20 protein-coding genes are annotated in these 15,838 nt (G+C 31.9%); 13 read left to right on the top strand and 7 right to left on the bottom strand.

The genetic code is table 11. The annotated features are described in order from the left end of the window. Positions 1-168: 168 nt before the first annotated feature. Positions 169-1,242 (bottom strand): DUF5667 domain-containing protein, encoded by a 1,074-nt coding sequence (locus AB8U03_RS07690; protein WP_369703969.1) that lies wholly within the window; start codon positions 1,240-1,242, stop codon positions 169-171. Positions 1,243-1,420: 178 nt separating this feature from the next. On the opposite strand from AB8U03_RS07690, the gene sigI reads away from it, so the two are divergent. The 3 genes from sigI to AB8U03_RS07675 all read left to right on the top strand — a co-directional run bounded on the left by sigI (position 1,421) and on the right by AB8U03_RS07675 (position 4,343). Continuing rightward, entirely contained in the window at positions 1,421-2,107 is a 687-nt protein-coding gene (sigI, locus tag AB8U03_RS07685; protein WP_369703968.1) for an RNA polymerase sigma-I factor, read from the top strand. Next, a complete protein-coding gene (locus tag AB8U03_RS07680) occupies positions 2,100-3,059 on the top strand; it encodes an anti-sigma-I factor RsgI family protein (protein WP_369703967.1) in 960 nt (319 codons plus the stop codon). Before sigI ends, AB8U03_RS07680 begins: the two co-directional genes overlap by 8 nt. A gap of 255 nt (positions 3,060-3,314) precedes the next feature. After that, the gene (locus AB8U03_RS07675; protein ID WP_369704113.1) at positions 3,315-4,343 is read left to right on the top strand and encodes an epoxyqueuosine reductase; all 1,029 of its coding nucleotides are present in this window, start codon (positions 3,315-3,317) and stop codon (positions 4,341-4,343) included. Between the two features lie 341 nt (positions 4,344-4,684). Here the strand turns inward: AB8U03_RS07675 and AB8U03_RS07670 are convergent, their stop codons facing one another. After that, positions 4,685-4,870 (bottom strand): hypothetical protein, encoded by a 186-nt coding sequence (locus tag AB8U03_RS07670; RefSeq protein WP_369703966.1) that lies wholly within the window; start codon positions 4,868-4,870, stop codon positions 4,685-4,687. Beyond that, positions 4,867-4,944 carry a hypothetical protein gene (locus AB8U03_RS07665; RefSeq protein WP_369704112.1) on the bottom strand — a complete coding sequence of 26 codons (78 nt, stop codon included), beginning with the start codon at positions 4,942-4,944 and terminating at the stop codon, positions 4,867-4,869. The genes AB8U03_RS07670 and AB8U03_RS07665 overlap by 4 nt, the downstream gene beginning before the upstream one ends. Positions 4,945-5,033: 89 nt before the next feature. Here AB8U03_RS07665 and AB8U03_RS07660 point away from each other — a divergent pair, with 89 nt between their 5' ends. Then, a complete protein-coding gene (locus tag AB8U03_RS07660) occupies positions 5,034-6,110 on the top strand; it encodes a Wadjet anti-phage system protein JetD domain-containing protein (protein ID WP_369703965.1) in 1,077 nt (358 codons plus the stop codon). Between the two features lie 4 nt (positions 6,111-6,114). Beyond that, on the top strand, positions 6,115-7,242 hold the full coding sequence (locus AB8U03_RS07655; protein WP_369703964.1) for a hypothetical protein: 1,128 nt from the start codon (positions 6,115-6,117) through the stop codon (positions 7,240-7,242). A 47-nt stretch (positions 7,243-7,289) separates the two neighbouring features. Here AB8U03_RS07655 and AB8U03_RS07650 read toward each other — a convergent pair whose 3' ends face one another. From AB8U03_RS07650 to AB8U03_RS07640, 3 genes are all read right to left on the bottom strand, one after another. Continuing rightward, positions 7,290-8,213 (bottom strand): S66 peptidase family protein, encoded by a 924-nt coding sequence (locus tag AB8U03_RS07650; RefSeq protein ID WP_369703963.1) that lies wholly within the window; start codon positions 8,211-8,213, stop codon positions 7,290-7,292. Positions 8,214-8,592: 379 nt separating this feature from the next. Further along, on the bottom strand, positions 8,593-9,177 hold the full coding sequence (clpP, locus tag AB8U03_RS07645; RefSeq protein ID WP_369703962.1) for an ATP-dependent Clp endopeptidase proteolytic subunit ClpP: 585 nt from the start codon (positions 9,175-9,177) through the stop codon (positions 8,593-8,595). Positions 9,178-9,213: 36 nt separating this feature from the next. Next, positions 9,214-9,564, bottom strand: coding sequence for a helix-turn-helix transcriptional regulator (locus tag AB8U03_RS07640; protein WP_369703961.1), 351 nt, complete (start codon positions 9,562-9,564; stop codon positions 9,214-9,216). A 248-nt stretch (positions 9,565-9,812) separates the two neighbouring features. Between AB8U03_RS07640 and AB8U03_RS07635 the strand changes: the two genes are divergently transcribed. The 8 genes from AB8U03_RS07635 to AB8U03_RS07600 all read left to right on the top strand — a co-directional run bounded on the left by AB8U03_RS07635 (position 9,813) and on the right by AB8U03_RS07600 (position 13,820). Beyond that, positions 9,813-10,331, top strand: a complete 519-nt coding sequence (locus AB8U03_RS07635) for a hypothetical protein (RefSeq protein WP_369703960.1) — start codon at positions 9,813-9,815, stop codon at positions 10,329-10,331. A 3-nt stretch (positions 10,332-10,334) separates the two neighbouring features. Continuing rightward, positions 10,335-10,526: a helix-turn-helix transcriptional regulator gene (locus AB8U03_RS07630; protein WP_369703959.1), complete on the top strand. Its 192-nt coding sequence runs from the start codon at positions 10,335-10,337 to the stop codon at positions 10,524-10,526. 31 nt (positions 10,527-10,557) lie between these two features. Further along, positions 10,558-11,094, top strand: a complete 537-nt coding sequence (locus AB8U03_RS07625) for a nitroreductase family protein (RefSeq protein WP_369703958.1) — start codon at positions 10,558-10,560, stop codon at positions 11,092-11,094. 155 nt (positions 11,095-11,249) lie between these two features. After that, entirely contained in the window at positions 11,250-11,696 is a 447-nt protein-coding gene (locus AB8U03_RS07620) for a YbaK/EbsC family protein (protein WP_369704111.1), read from the top strand. 5 nt (positions 11,697-11,701) lie between these two features. Then, positions 11,702-12,247, top strand: a complete 546-nt coding sequence (locus AB8U03_RS07615; protein WP_369703957.1) for a GNAT family N-acetyltransferase — start codon at positions 11,702-11,704, stop codon at positions 12,245-12,247. Between the two features lie 23 nt (positions 12,248-12,270). Continuing rightward, positions 12,271-12,486 carry an alpha/beta fold hydrolase gene (locus AB8U03_RS07610; protein WP_369703956.1) on the top strand — a complete coding sequence of 72 codons (216 nt, stop codon included), beginning with the start codon at positions 12,271-12,273 and terminating at the stop codon, positions 12,484-12,486. 62 nt (positions 12,487-12,548) lie between these two features. Beyond that, positions 12,549-13,553 (top strand): NADH:flavin oxidoreductase, encoded by a 1,005-nt coding sequence (locus tag AB8U03_RS07605; protein ID WP_369703955.1) that lies wholly within the window; start codon positions 12,549-12,551, stop codon positions 13,551-13,553. 3 nt (positions 13,554-13,556) lie between these two features. Next, positions 13,557-13,820 carry a hypothetical protein gene (locus AB8U03_RS07600; RefSeq protein ID WP_369703954.1) on the top strand — a complete coding sequence of 88 codons (264 nt, stop codon included), beginning with the start codon at positions 13,557-13,559 and terminating at the stop codon, positions 13,818-13,820. Positions 13,821-13,843: 23 nt separating this feature from the next. Here AB8U03_RS07600 and AB8U03_RS07595 read toward each other — a convergent pair whose 3' ends face one another. Then, complete coding sequence (locus AB8U03_RS07595; RefSeq protein WP_369703953.1) at positions 13,844-15,769, bottom strand: ABC-F family ATP-binding cassette domain-containing protein; 1,926 nt, start codon at positions 15,767-15,769, stop codon at positions 13,844-13,846. Between the last annotated feature and the right edge of the window lie 69 nt (positions 15,770-15,838).

The raw sequence follows: 15,838 nt of genomic DNA, 5'->3' as shown, positions 1-15,838 counted from the left end.
TCTAAAGCATTATCACCATTATTTGCATAAAAAATAAGCACACTAAATAATAGATGCTTATTTTTATTGTTTACTTTTATATTCAGAGTATCCACTTACTTAATTTAGGAATTGTGCAAGTAATTTTTGCAACTCTTAATCCATATCTAAATATGATTTAATGGCATGTTAATGTTGAGCTTCTTCATTTTTTTGTCCATTATTATTGGTTGCTTTGTTCTGATTATTCTCTTTATTTTTATTGTTATCTGCTTCCTTTTTGATTTCACTTTTTACAGCCGGCTTTGCCGTCTGTTTTTTCGCATTTTCACTGATTACAGAAGTTGGTTTAGTTGCAGTGGAACCTGTTGCGGTATCACCTGCTGTTGTATTAGTTGTTGTAGTAGTATCAGCTGCAGTTGTCGTGGTTGTTGTAGCTGTAGTAGTGTTTGTTTTATCTGATTGTGTGTTTACATTATGTTTTGAACTCTTCTTTTTCTGTGTTTTTGCTTCTTTTATTAATTTACCAACACTTATCTTAGAAGCTTCTTTCTTTGCTTGAACAGCTTTTGCAAGATTCTGCTTTTCTGTATCTAATATCTGCTGCTTTTGCTGTAATAAATCTTCTGCAGACGTAATTGCTGTTTGATCTCCTGATTTTTTTGCCTTTTCAAGAGCTACTTTAGCTTCATTATATTGCTTTTTAGCGTCATTATAAACTACACGTTCTTTTCTGACAGCTAGTATGGCATTTCTTTTTGCTGTTTGCATTTCTATAACCTTTGCTATTACAACTTTTGCCTTATCTCCAACTTTATTTTGGAGTTTAGTTAGTACATCAAGGGATTTCTTTTCTTTATCGGTAATTTTATTTTCTACATCTTCCAACTTTTTGAGTTTATCTTGATTATCTGTGGTTTGATTATTAGTTATTGCATTCTCAATTTTGTTTTCAGCTGCATTCATATAATTCTTATAATCAGTAATAGCTGTATTTGCAAGGGCCTGATCACCATTATTCACCATTATCTCACTTTCACCTAATCTTTCTTCAGCTATATCAGATAATGTATCTGCTTTTGCTTCATCTGAAAAAGACAATATGACTTTTATACCATCGACAGCCTTATCTGCCGGGTATAAAATACTATCAGGTGTTATACCTGCCTGATCTTTCAGAGTTGCTGAATCAACAGCAAATACTGTACTGCCTATACCTAATGTCACCACTGCACTTGCTGCCAAAATCATTATTTTTTTCATTTTAATCATCCTTTCTAAATGCATAAAAATTTAAACTATGTTTTTTTGTCAGTCATATTTGGTTGAACACTAAAATATACGACAAGTACTCATATTTTAGGGAGCTCACAGAATAATTTATGTAAACCCTTTAAAATTTTTATTTATTTCGTATAATATTAATAGATGAGGTGATTTCATGCCGGATATTAATCACTTGATTCATGAAAATAAAAATGAATTTATTCATGAAAATAAAAACTTTATATATAAATGCACCTATACTATTTCAAAAAGACATCTCCAATGGGAAAATGATGATGAACTTAGCATTGCTCTAATTGCATTTAACAAAGCCTGTGATAATTATACAGAGTGTAAGGGGAATTTTTATACATATGCAAAAGTTATAATTAGAAATGCATTGATTGATTATTTTAGGAAAAATAAAAATTCACCTTTGCTTACCTTTGATAATGGTGATTATAACATGGAAAAATTAAATAATAATAGTGCTATAACTAGCTTTGAATTAGAAGTGAACAATAAAAACAGAGCAGATGAAATTATTGAGCTAAATAAAGAACTTACGAAATATAAAATTGATTTTAATGGTCTTGTAAATAATAGTCCAAAACATAAGGATACAAGAAATAACGTTTTAAAGCTTGTTTTAAAAATATGCAATAATAATGAAATTAGCAATTCCATATTAAATAATAGGCAGTTGCCCATTAAGAAAATATGTATATATACTGGATTTAACAAAAAATTTCTTGATAAGTGGAGAAAATATATTATTGCTTTATTTATAATATTCAATAGTGAAAAATTTCTTTATATAAAGTCTTATTTAAATATAAAAGTGGGTGAAAGCAATGAGTGAAAAAAAAGGTATAGTAATAAGTATACGTGGAAAATATGTCAATTTGCTTACTCCTTATGGTGAATTTGTAAAAGTGGACTGCAATGGTAAAAAGCCTAATATTGGTGAAAAATTTGTAGGAAATGAAGTCCAACATAAATTTTTTCATTTTAATACCAGAGGAATAGTGGCTGCTGCATGCATAATGTTTATATTGTTTATAGGTGGAGGTGTTAAAGCTTATTACAGCTCGTCAGCTACAGTGCTGGTAAATATAAACCCACATATTGAATTGAAGGTAAATTTTTTAAACAGAATTATTTTTTCTAAAGCATTAAATGATGATGGAAGTAAAATATTAAGTCAGGTTAAAATAAATAATACCAATATCAATGATGGTTTGGAAATAATAATTGATCAATCTAAAAAAGACAAATTCATTGACGAGAATTATATAAAAACAAAAACTATTTCCATTGATATAAATGGTAAAAATATAAATATTTCTAAATTTAAATCCAATATGGCAGTTTCTGACTTAAGTATTAAAATTCAATCTAATGGTAATGTAATTTTAAATAAGAATTCAAATAAGAAATTAAATAAGAACTCAAGTAAAAAATTAAATAAAAGCTCAAGTAATAATTCAAATATAGGTGTAAAAAATACTGATGGTATATTAAATAATGGGAAGTCCTCAAGTAACAAAAGCAATTACAAAAAATCAAACAGTAACAGCTTTCCCAAAAAAAATGTTTCTGCTGGTGGCAATAATTCTGTTTCAAGTAAAAATAATGATAAGGGTGAGTCTGATTCAAAACAGCCACAATATTCAAATAGTAATAAAATTAAGGAAAATCAAAACCCAGATAAAAAGACTGATAATTATAAAAGTAAGGATAATGATCACCATTATAATTCCAATAAAAGTAATACATCTGGACAAAATTCCAGTGCAAATAGGCACAAATAGAAGATTAAGGTCTATGTCAAATAGATCTTAATCTTGTTAGAAAATGTGAAAATAAATTTTAAATAAGAGTACTCATTGACAAATAGTAAATTAATATGATAATATATGTATATACATATAAAAAGATTATAATGCTTTTAGCTGCTATTCAAGGAAGGTAAAATCAAGTTATTATCAAATTTTTTAAAAATAATAAAAAAATTTTAATATAATATATGTATATACATATATTATGCGGATAGGAGTAGAGAAATGATGAATACAATAGAGCAGATGATCCAAAATAAGGCCTATGAATTAGGTTATGAAAAATGTGGTATTATTCCAGTTCATGCTATGAAAGATTATGCTGAAAAATTTGAGGAGCGTATTCAAAAGGTTCCTGAATCGAAAATGTTTTATCAAGGACAACGCCGTTTGTTAAATCCACTTGATAAATATCCATGGGCAAAATCTATTGTTGTATTGGCGTCAAGATATGGCAAGTATAAAATACCCAAATATGTAAAGGATCATATTGCAAAAGCTTATTTATTTGATATTCGTGTTGATGCTAATTCAAAAGAGTTTCAAAACAGTCAAAACTTAGAACAATATATGCAGCAGCTTGGTCTAAAAACTGCTGCTGATCATAAATTTGGAATAGTAGGGTTGCGCTGGGCAGCTATGCAAGCTGGACTTGGAATAATTAGACGAAACAATTTTTTCTATACTCAGTATGGTTCTTGGATGCATATAGAAGCATGGCTTACGGACAAAGATATGGAATTGATTGAAACACACAATCTTCAAAAATGCCCCAATGGATGTAACCGTTGCATAACAGCATGCCCTACTCACTCGTTGAGTTCTCCCTATACCATGTTACCGACTGCTTGCATTTCGTACTTGACTACATTTGGCGGTCGGGATTTACCACATGAACCTCTTCGTAAAAATTTTGGAAATTGCATTTACGGATGTGATGTTTGTCAAGATGTATGTCCAATGAATAGGGGAAAATGGGAGGAAAACTATAATTTCCCCAACCTTTCTGAATTGGCTCCTTTTCTTACTCCGGAAAACATACTGAATATGGAGGAAGAATTCTATAGAAAACAAATACAACCAAAATTCTTTTATTTATCAGGAAGTGAGCTTTGGAAATGGAAAGTAGATGTATTATGTTTTATGGGAAATAACTATCAGGAAAAATACAAGCCTTATATTACTGCAGCCTGTGAAAATAAGAATGAAAAGATTCGGGAAATGGCTCAGCTGATATGCAGTGAGCTATATGCTTGAAAGGTTGTTTCTAAGAACTCAATTTTTTAGAGTGTATACTAGTTATAACTTATTTGAATCTAATATTGGTGAAGATGATTCTAGAAAAAGATATATTTCTATTAGTGGAGGAGGAGAAAAAAGTCCATGAGACTGTTTTATTGTGGGAAAAAGCACAGTTTCAACAATAGAAGGCTGTTTTGAATTTATCATAATCTAATTGTAATTACCCGTTTTTTGTCTTGGGGTTAACCTAAGACAAAAAACGGGTATATCTGAAAAAACTATATTCTCATGTCTTGATATTATAGGTACTGTTAAATAATTATACATCTAAAGTAGTAAAATTAATTTTTAAATCTTCATATATTAGATTTAATATAATTATAAAATATAGCTGACAGCTCCATAATAATACCTTGATGTATCCTGCTAGGTGCAGGTGGCATATCATATATATTCCCATCCATAAGCTCTATTCTAAAACCTTCAGGATGGTTCATGTAATCTATATAAGTATAAGTTTTATTTTTAGCTGTATTATTCATAAAAGCTCAACATAATAAGCATGGAAATAAGGTTTTTTGTGCTTATTGGTATCATAATTATACATCTTTATTATGATTCCATCAAATCAGGCTACAAGTGCACCTGCATAAAAATTATGTTAAAATGTAATAAAAAATATATTTTGATTGTGGTATATTTATAATGCAAAAATTTATAAAATTATTCATAAAAACAAACTGTAAAAATAATAAAAAATTCAGTATTGTAGATCTTGAAAATTTTATTACAGATAGATGCGGAGGTCAGAGTAGTTATTATGAACTAGGCGGTTATGATGTATTTTACAGTGAGATGCAGAAGCTCAAAAAACAGGGTAGGATAAGAGAAATTAAAAGTTCAGGTACAAATAACAGGATGAATGCACCCACGAAGCTCAGGTGGATTTTAATAAATGATGAGGTAAATGGATCCTGGAAAGATGAGGATATTATAAGATGTTCGGACATATTGAATTTCAAGACATATAACAATCACCCCGAATATGAGACTAAAATGGAATGGGAGTATGTAAAAAACATATACAGATTTTTGAAAGAAAGGGAAAGCAGGCAGTGGGCCAGCCTGGAAGAGAGATGCCTGGAGCTTTTTTACGATGAAAAATTTTTAACTGATAATGACAGGGGCAGAAAAGACAACAAGGTTCTCAAAAGATTGGGAGTCACCCTCCAGGACATAAAGGCCAGACGATATGGAGAACAGTTCATATACTGGAATAAGGGTGTTGAAAATATCAGGACAATTATAATTCTTGAAAATCATTCCACCTTCTTTTCCTTTAAAAAGGCAGCGCAAAATGGGCTTGGCATATTTGGTATAAAGCCGGATGCTCTTATATTCGGGTATGGAAAGAAAATCATAAAGAGTTTCTCATTTATTGATGAAATTGCAGATCCGAAATGCATTGAAGTGTATTATTTCGGGGACATGGATCCTGAAGGTTATTTTATATATGGATCTTTAAAAGAAAAATACAATAATATTGATATAAGGTTATTTGTCAAAGCATATGTGGAGCTTATAAAATTATGCCGCAGAAAATATAGGGGAAAACAGCAGAATAAAAATGAAAAATATTTAAATATAATACTGCAGGAGTTTAATACATATAAATTGGGGCATTATTCTGATTACATAGTGGAGCTTTGGAATGGAAATTTGAGGATTCCCCAGGAACTCATCACTTATGAGCATTTACTTAAATTGAAAGGGGAAATTTAAGCTGATGGATTTAATTCAAAATGGAATGAATGAAAGATTAAAAAAGATAGACGCTATAAGAATGCTTGGATCCGGCATGGATGTAGGGAACTTAAATGAATATGCCCACGAGATTTCCCTGTGTCTTTTGCTTTCTGTGTTCAGACGGGAAATTACGGAAAATCCCAATAGAACCAGAAGTGATATGGTATATATGACTCTGGATATTTTAAGGGACATGAAGCTTGCAGCTTCAGATAAAAATATAGAGAGAATAGTGGATGGAGTACTCTGGTATAAGGATCCCTATAAACAGGCACCTTTTACCTGTCCCATATACAATGAGGAAAGCGGCAGGCACGAAATATATAAATTCAAATATTTGATACCGGATAGAGAATTTTCAAGATGGGAAAAAGGCGGAAGTACTGTATACATGCTTACTGAAGTGGCACAGGAGATAATATTGATAACCAGGGAGATGCTTGAGGAATTTGGATTTGATGTGGAGCAGTTTTATACACTTCAGCTTATCAAGAGTGGAAATTTCAACAAGGCATTGAACAGCGTCAGCAATTTGATAGGCAGAGTCAGAAGGCTTATACACAGGGAAAAAGACTATAGACAAGACATGATAAGAAATCCCCAGGTAATATTTTTTGATACTAAAAGAGATAGAAAAAAAGGGGAAGAGGAAATCAAAAATCAATTTAAAGATGAAAAAAATGAATTTTTGTATGCAAAGCCAAGAAGTTATCACTATGCAACCTGGGGTGCTGTAAATGGAGGAGAGGGAGATTCACCAGAAGGAAGTGGGGGGCAATCACTGTCCATAAATACCTTTGTGATTATGATGTTGATGAATTATAAAAAGAAAACTCCAGGCAATGAAAATCCTTGGACAGTGCTTATGCTTGATAATCCTTTTGGAAAAGCATCTGGTGCACATGTACTTGATCCTATATTTACCATAGCAAACAAATTGAATTTTCAAATCATTGCTTTTGCAGCACCGGAGATTATAAAAACAGAAATCAGTGAAAGATTTCCCGTTTTTTGGTCTTTAAAAATAAATAATGCAAAAGAAAATGGAAACATAGGCAGTGTATTAGGCAGAATGGTTCATGGGGGAAGGGTGATAATTGATGGATAAAAGGCTGAAAATAAATATGAAAGGCTGGTAGGTGATTTGAAGAGAATTTATATACGCACTGTTGGTTCAAGTATTGTCAATGTATTGTTATAAGTGTTAAGGTTAGCTTGAGCACCTACAGGTATAGCCATTTTGTATGTGCCATGTCCTGATGCTAAATTTGTCATAAGAGGTTTATTCAATGGCACCATAACTTCATTAATTAAGCTTTCATATGACTTACCATATGCAGGCTCACAATTCGTGCATTCACCCATAATGATACCTGCACAATCCCTAAGTTTACCTGCTAATATTAGATGGTTTATATACCTGTAGACTGTATTAATAGGTTCATGAACTTCTTCGATTAAGAGTATCTTTCCTATGGTATCAACTTCAAATGGTGCGCCAAGGTTATCTACAAAGGATGCAAGGTTACCTCCTACTATAGTCCCCGTTACATTGCCAGGGACCCTGCTTATTAGAGGCATTCCAGGAGGATTTTCAAGTTTCCTTGGTGAGGTAAGTGTGGATGTAGCAGTGAAAAACTGATTCATGTTGTATGCAGGAGTAGTCGATTTAAAGTCTATTAAAAGAAGACTATGAAAAGTAATTAAGTTAGCCCATATATACAAAACATTTAATAAAATTGTTATATCACTGTACCCTGTGATAATTTTAGGATTCCGTGCGATGACAGGATAATCAAGATATGGTATAATACCTGCAACACCTACTCCGCCTCTTGAGGGTATAATAGCCCTCACATCAGGGTTTTTAAACATTTCCATCAAATCAGAGGCCCTCTGTTGTTCTGTGGCTGCAATATATCCGCCATAAGAATATACGTATTTTCCTAAAACTACATTAAAGCCCATATTCTTAAGAGTCTGTATACCAGTATTAATGACATTCGCAGATAATGGACTCCCTAAAGTAACTATTCCAATTGTATCTCCTGCACGTAAAATTTGCGGTCTCATGGCCATATCTATTCACCTTCTAAATAACTTAATAATATATAATCTTACAATTCCGTAAAAACTACTCCTTTTAGAATATTATATGAAGTTACTCAAATAGTTGCTAATTAATAATATAACGTTCATTACTGCTCGCCTATGTTGGCTGATGTTTCATATTTTTTAGTACATGTTGATATCGTTTAGCTATCTATGCTATACTCAGCATTATGGTTATGCGCATCGATTTTGTGCGATATTTGCCAGACGGATACTGAATATGGCATGGATCATGGAGCATGGTGCGTTTTAAAAATTATATAACATGGGGGATATCTCTCCAATAGAGAATATAACCACTAAGATTTTGCCTAAGAAAATGACTGAGTTTGTGCGTTATTAAAATTCATTTCAAAAGCACTTTGTCTACTATTCCATAATCCACAGCCTTTTTTGCAGACATAAAATAATCCCTTTCCATATCCTTCTCTATTTTTTCAATAGGATTGCCTGTTTTTTCGCTGTATATGCTGTTTATTTTTTTCTTGGTTTCAAGTAACCACTTGGTATGAATTTCTATATCTGTGGCCTGACCCTGCATTCCTCCATATACTGACGGTTGATGTATCAATATCTCACTGTTTGGAAGTGCATATCTTTTTCCATGTTCACCTGCTGTCAATAAAAATGATCCCATACTTGCAGCCATACCAATACATATTGTAGATACATCTGATTTTATATACTGCATTGTATCATATATTGCCATTCCTGCTGTAATAGAACCTCCAGGACTATTTATATAAAAATGAATATCATCGTCAGGATTTTCAGATTCAAGAAACAACATCTGTGCTACAATAACACTTGCTGCTGCATCTGTTATTTGATCATTTAGCATAATTATTCTATCCTTAAGCAATCTTGAGTAAATATCATAGGAACGTTCTCCTAAATTAGTTTGTTCAATAACCACTGGTACATAACTCATAAGCTCACCTCGTAAAAGTATTATTTGACATAAATATTAAGCTGCCATAGAAAGAGCACTTGTAATTCTATTTCTTCTAAATTCCCTTGGAGGTATTCCATAAAGTTTTTTAAAAGCTTTTGTAAAGACTTCCTGAGAGTTAAATTGATATTTAAACGCTATATCCACAATTTTATCATCTGTATTTAATAGTTCATCGGCTGCTTCTATGAGTCTTCTTTTTCTTATATACTCAGCTACGGGCTCACCAACAACGGCATGAAAAACTCTATGAAAATGGTACTTTGATAAAAAGACCATATCCGCGAGATCTTTAAGTTTTATTTTCTTATCTAGATTATGTTCAATATATTCAATAGCTTTCTTAATACATGCGTCATAATTCATGTTAGGACATCCTCCTTATTCAATCTCTTTTCTATATTATAATCTAGCTTTTCATGTAAATCCTGTCTTTTCTTGCTAATTAATACGTTAAATAGTTAACTGTGGACTTAAAATTAAACTATAATCCTTAGTCTTTTTGAACCTCATCTATTTATAAAAATATCTAAAATGTAAAGATATATTGACATGTGTGGATAAATATCATATTATAATGTAAAGAACGTTTAACATTATGGGAGGTAATTAAGTTGAGATTATTCAGGGAAAAGGATGAACGGGAAAAGACCATTGGTGCAATCGCAATTCGATATACTTTTTTATTAGTCATTTTAACATTATTTGTTATAATAGTTGTACAGGGTATATATGAAAATATTAGTATATTGTATCCGGTGAACTTATTTGGAAATTATCATATAAATATTTATATCAGTGAAAGTATAAAACAGAATTTTGTTTTTATAATGAGTACTCAGGTACTGATATTGTTTGCATCTGAGATGATCATAAATAGGAGATCTGGGGGAGAAAGAAAACCTATAGTAAGCGGCGACTGGAAATTTAGATTTATGGATGAACGGGAAAGGATGATATCAGATAAAAGCATTGCAATATCTTTGTACTTTGTTATTGCATATCCATTTGTATGGGCAATTGCGGATTTAGTTTTAGATAAAACTTTTGGACTTCCGGCCGTTATGGTTATTCTAAATTTGATATTTTATATTATAGTTAGATTTGTAACACTTGTACAGCTTGGAGGTTAAAATATGAAAAACAATATAAAAAAATACCGAAAAAAATATAAACTAACTCAGGAAGAACTGGCAAAAGTTGTTGGAGTCACAAGGCAGACCATTATAGCCATAGAAAATGATAAGTACAATCCCACCCTGGAATTGGCAATGAATCTTGCGAAATACTTGGATGTTTCAGTAGAAGAGTTGTTTATATTGGAATAATGATAAAATTTTATTGAAGGGAAGCATATTTATGACTGATTATTTTGATTTAATTAAGCAGCGTGAAAGTTGCAGAAACTATTTAGATAAACAAGTGGAAAAAGAAAAGTTGATTGCCTGCATAGAAGCATGTCGAATTGCTCCTTCATCTTGTAATGGCCAACCCTGGAAATTTATAGTTGTAAATAACAAAGAACTATCTATTAAAGTGGCAAAATGTCTTCAAGATCTGGGTATGAATAAATTTACAGACAAATGTCCATCATTTATCATCGTATTGGAAGAAAAAGGAGATATTAAAGCCAGAATTGGTGGGACAATCAAAAATCAAGATTATTCATCTATTGACATTGGCATTGCAACTGCTCATTTATGTCTCGCAGCTACGGAACAGGGATTATCCACCTGTATTATGGGATGGTTCAATGAGAAAAAACTTAAAAATTTACTGGACATAGCAGTTTCTAAAAGAATAAGACTTGTAATAAGCATTGGCTATTCTGCAGATACGAAACTCCGTAAGAAAGTGCGTAAGAGCATGGATGAGATTTTACAATTCATAGAGTGATGTAATATTTTAGCCAAAATTGTGGTAAAAATGAATATATGAAAGAATTTATACAGGGCGCAGTAGTGCTTATCATCCTCCACTTTACGAAGCTGGGGTTGCTAACAATGGTAGCCCTTGAATAAAATAAAATATAGTAAGGAATGAAGAAGTGCATGGAAAATGTAAAAGATATTTTAGAGAATAGTGGTTTTACATTTGAATTGATTCATAATGATATACCTATTTATACAGCAAAAGAAGGTGCTGATTATTTTAAAGTTGATATCGCTCAAATAGCACCAACACTGATAATATATACTGGTATAGGTTTTCATGTATTAGTTGTTTCAGGTGGAAGAGGTCATGTTAATTTTAAAGAAGTAAAGCATTTATTAAATTGTAAAAATGTTAGACTAGCAACTAAGGATGAGGTTAAGTCGGCAACAGGATTTTCAGTTGGTAATGTACCGATGTTTGGAATTTCACTGCCCTATATAGTAGATAAAAAACTTCTTGAATTTTCATTCATTTATGGTGGCTTGGGTGAGGACAATACTACTTTAAAAATTGATCCAAATGCCTTATTCAAATTGAATAGAGTTGTTGGAACACTGGATTAAAAGATATGAAAGTCAGTCAGGGAGATGTGGTGAGAAATCATATGAGTATTGAATTAATATTAAGAAAGGCAGTTATACAAGATTTAAATAATGTGGTGGAAATATTTAAATCTACTATTAGAGTAATGGATGACAATGGAATTAATCAGTGGGATAATGTATATCCAGATGAAGAAGTCTTAAGAAAAGATATTTTAAAAGGGCAAATGTTTTTAGGGAAGATTGACGATAGAATAGCATCTGTATTTGTGTTAAATCAAGAGTACAATGAAGAGTACAAAAATGGAAATTGGAAATATAAAAATGGATCTTTTATTGTAGTCCATAGATTATGTGTTAACCCAATATTTCAAAATCAGGGAGTTGGCAAATGCAGCATGATGTTAATTGAGAAGATGCTGAAAAAAGAAAATATAGAATCTATCAGGTTAGATGCTTTTTCTTTAAATCCAGTTGCTTTGAAGTTGTATGAGAGAAGTGGTTATGTGAGAGTGGGAAAGGCAAACTTTAGAAAAGGATTATTTTATTTGTATGAAAAGAAGATATACTGAATAAATGGAGGAAAGAGAATGAAATGCAATATAAAAGAATATATATTGACTTGCCAGGTATGGGAAAAACCAAGGCTGAGGATTGGATTATAAACTCAGATGTAATGCTGGATATTGTAATTGATTTTATTGAAAAAATTATTTCAAATGAAAGTTTCTTACTTGCAGGTGAGTCCTATGGAGGATATTTATCAAGAGGAATAGTATATAAAATTGCAAATAGAGTGAATGGCTTGTAAGGGTTAATGAATCATAATATGTTAATATGGTTTTAACAATAATAAAATGGAGGTTTTATTAAATGAAAATTTTTGAATCAATTCAGATTAAAAATATTGAATTTAAGAATAGAATTGTTATGGCTCCAATGGTCAATTTTGGCTTACCTGCAAGTCCAAAGGGAATTATTAGTGACGGTTTGTTACATCATTATTTACAAAGAGCAGATGCCGGTATTGGACTTATGATTCTTCAGTCAACTTCAGTAACCTCTTCAAAAAATATAGATGGCCGCATCGGTATGTATTCAGATGAACATATCGTAAATATACAAAAAATAGCAGAAGCATGTCATAAAGGTGGTACTAAATTTTTTGTACAACTTGCTTACCCAAGTATAGGTTACAGTAGAGGTGATACTATTAATAATTTCACTGAAGCTGATTTAGAAAAAATAACAGACAAATTTATAAGTGCGGCAGAAAGATGTAAAGGAGCTGGCTGTGACGGAATTGAGTTGCATGGTGCACATAGCTTTTTCCTCAATATGATGGCATCACCCTTGTCAAATAAACGAACAGATAAATATGGTGGAGATATAAATGGAAGATTGCTGTTAGTGAAAAATATCATTGAGGGAATTAAAAATTTTTCGAATAATAATTTTATTGTTTCTTATAGAATGGGATGGAATGATAATCTAGATATTGACGTTCAAACCGCTCAAGCTTTGGCAGCTGCTGGTGTAGAGATGCTGCATGTTTCCTCTGGCATACCAGTTAATAGAGAATTGAGAATCCCTAATGAGTTTATGTTTAATGATATTGTATATACTGGCAGTGAAATTAAAAAGCACGTAAGCATTCCTGTTATTGTTGTAAATAATATAAGAACACTGCACAGAGGAAATATTTTGCTTGAAGATAATCTATGTGATTTTGCAGCATATGGAAGACCATTTCTTGCTGACGGAAGCTTTGCTCTTAAATCCATGAAAAATTATGATTATGAACCTTGTTTTAATTGTAAAGAATGTCAGTGGTTTGTAAATGGTGAAAATTGTCCCGCAGTAAAACAAATGATTTAAAACATGGTGCTTTTAGACCATCCTATCTATCCTCCATCTTACTTCATTAAAGGCACTGTTAAAAGCGCCATACAGCTTGCAGTAAAATATGACGAACTAATTGATATTCATTGTGACGAAATTGTAAATTTAATTGATCTCATAACCAAAAATAGCGCAAAAACACTGCACATTGAAAATGAATATGGAATACAAGAAGGAAATCCTGGAAAAACAGATGTTTATGTTGATGGGAAAGAGAGAATTTCATTTGAGCTAAAAAAATAAAAGGCCCCCCTAGGGGGCTTTTATTATACTCTCTGTCTTTTGTTTTCTTGAATTTTTTCATTGAGCTCATTCAAGTATGCCCATCGATCCATTTTTTCATCCAATTCCTTTTCCAGAACATCTTTTTCAGCTGTAAGTTCCTCAAGACGTATATAATCAGAAGAGATCTTTCCTATTTCTGTTTCTTTTTGAGATATGGATTTTTCCAGGTTCTCAATTATACCATCTATTTCACTGAATTCCAGCTGTTCTTTATAGGTAAATTTTAACTTCTTTTTTTGGTGCTGCGTATAGCCCTTTTTCTCCATGACTTTTTTAATATTTTCTTTTGAGGCTTCTTTTTGTTTTTCCTTTTGCATTTGGCGGAAATAAGAATAGCTGCTGGTATACTGGGAGATCTTGCCTTGACCTTCAAATGCAAATATTTTATTAACTATTTTGTCAAGAAAATATCTGTCATGGGATACGGCTACAACTGCTCCCTTAAAATTTTGAAGGTAATTTTCAAGAATTGTAAGTGTCTCTATGTCAAGATCATTTGTTGGCTCATCCAGTAAAAGCAGGTTGGGATATTCCATAAGTACTTTTAAAAGATAAAGCCTTCTTCTTTCTCCACCTGAGAGCTTTCCCAAAGGAGTCCATTGAACTGAAGGCTCAAAGAGAAATTTTTCAAGTACAGCCGAGGCACTTATTTTTTCACCTCCTGCAGTTGCAGCGTATTCTGACGTTCCTCTTATATATTCAATTACCCTCTGATTCATATCCATATTGGATATTTCCTGGGAATAATATCCTATTTTGACGGTTTCACCTATATCGATATTTCCACTGTCAGGTAAGATTTTTCCGTCTAGAATATTCATCAATGTGGATTTACCGCTTCCATTAGGACCGATGATGCCTATTCTATCATCATTTAATATATTGTATGAAAAACCTTTAATTAAGGCTGTATCCCCAAAACTTTTACTTATATTGTTTATGTTTATTACTTTTTTACCAATCCTTGAACTTTTAAGATCGATATCCAGTTTTGAATTATCTGAAATTGATTCTTGATTTGTAAGTTCCTGAAATCTTTCGATTCTGGCTTTTTGCTTTGTGCTCCTTGCTTTTGCACCCCTTCTTATCCAGGCAAGTTCTTTTTTTATAAGGCTTTCTCTTTTCCTTTCATCGCTGTTCTCTCTTTCAAGTCTTTCTGCCTTTTTTTCAAGAAAAGTACTGTAGTTACCTGTATAACTGTATAAATTTCCATCATGAAGTTCAAGTATTCTATTCGTAATTTTATCTAAAAAAAACCTGTCGTGGGTTACCATGAGCAGGGCCCCGTTATGACTGCTTAAAAATTCCTCTAACCATTCGATGGTTTCATCATCAAGGTGATTTGTGGGTTCGTCAAGTATTAGAATATTTGAAGGAGTTATGAGGGCAGAGGCCAGGGCTATTCTCTTTTTCTGTCCTCCTGAAAGTGTAGATATCTTTGCATCAAAATCAACAATACCCAGCTTTGTAAGTACGATTTTAGCCTGGTTTTCAATTTCCCACGCATTTTCTGCTTCCATTTTAGAATTAAGGTTAAAAATTTGATTCTGCAGCTTTGCATTATCAGGATCTTTTTTAATAAGTCTGAGAATGGTTTTATATTCTCTTAAAAGTTTCATTACAGGAGAATTGCCCTTGAAAATTTGTTCCAGTACCGTTGTCTCATTACTGTTATTAAAATCAGAATTTTGGGGTAAATATCCTAGGTCGGATTTATTTGCCCTTATGATTCTGCCCTTATCTGGTGTTTCAAATCCGGAGAGAATTTTTAAAAGTGTTGATTTCCCGGTACCATTAACACCTATGATGCCTATTTTATCTCCTTCATTTATTCCTAAAGATATATTGTCAAGCAATATTTTTTCACTGTAACTTTTGCTTATATTTTCTGCAGTTAATAGATTCATTCTTACACATCCTTTGCCTTATTATTATAACATGAGTAAATAGTAAATGTGATATAATCATTGTGGTCG

The organism is Clostridium moutaii, assembly GCF_041205085.1.
GTDB lineage: Bacteria > Bacillota > Clostridia > Clostridiales > Clostridiaceae > Clostridium_B > Clostridium_B moutaii.
Note: the sequence above shows the minus strand (reverse complement) of the source record. Positions and strands in the feature narration are given on the sequence as shown.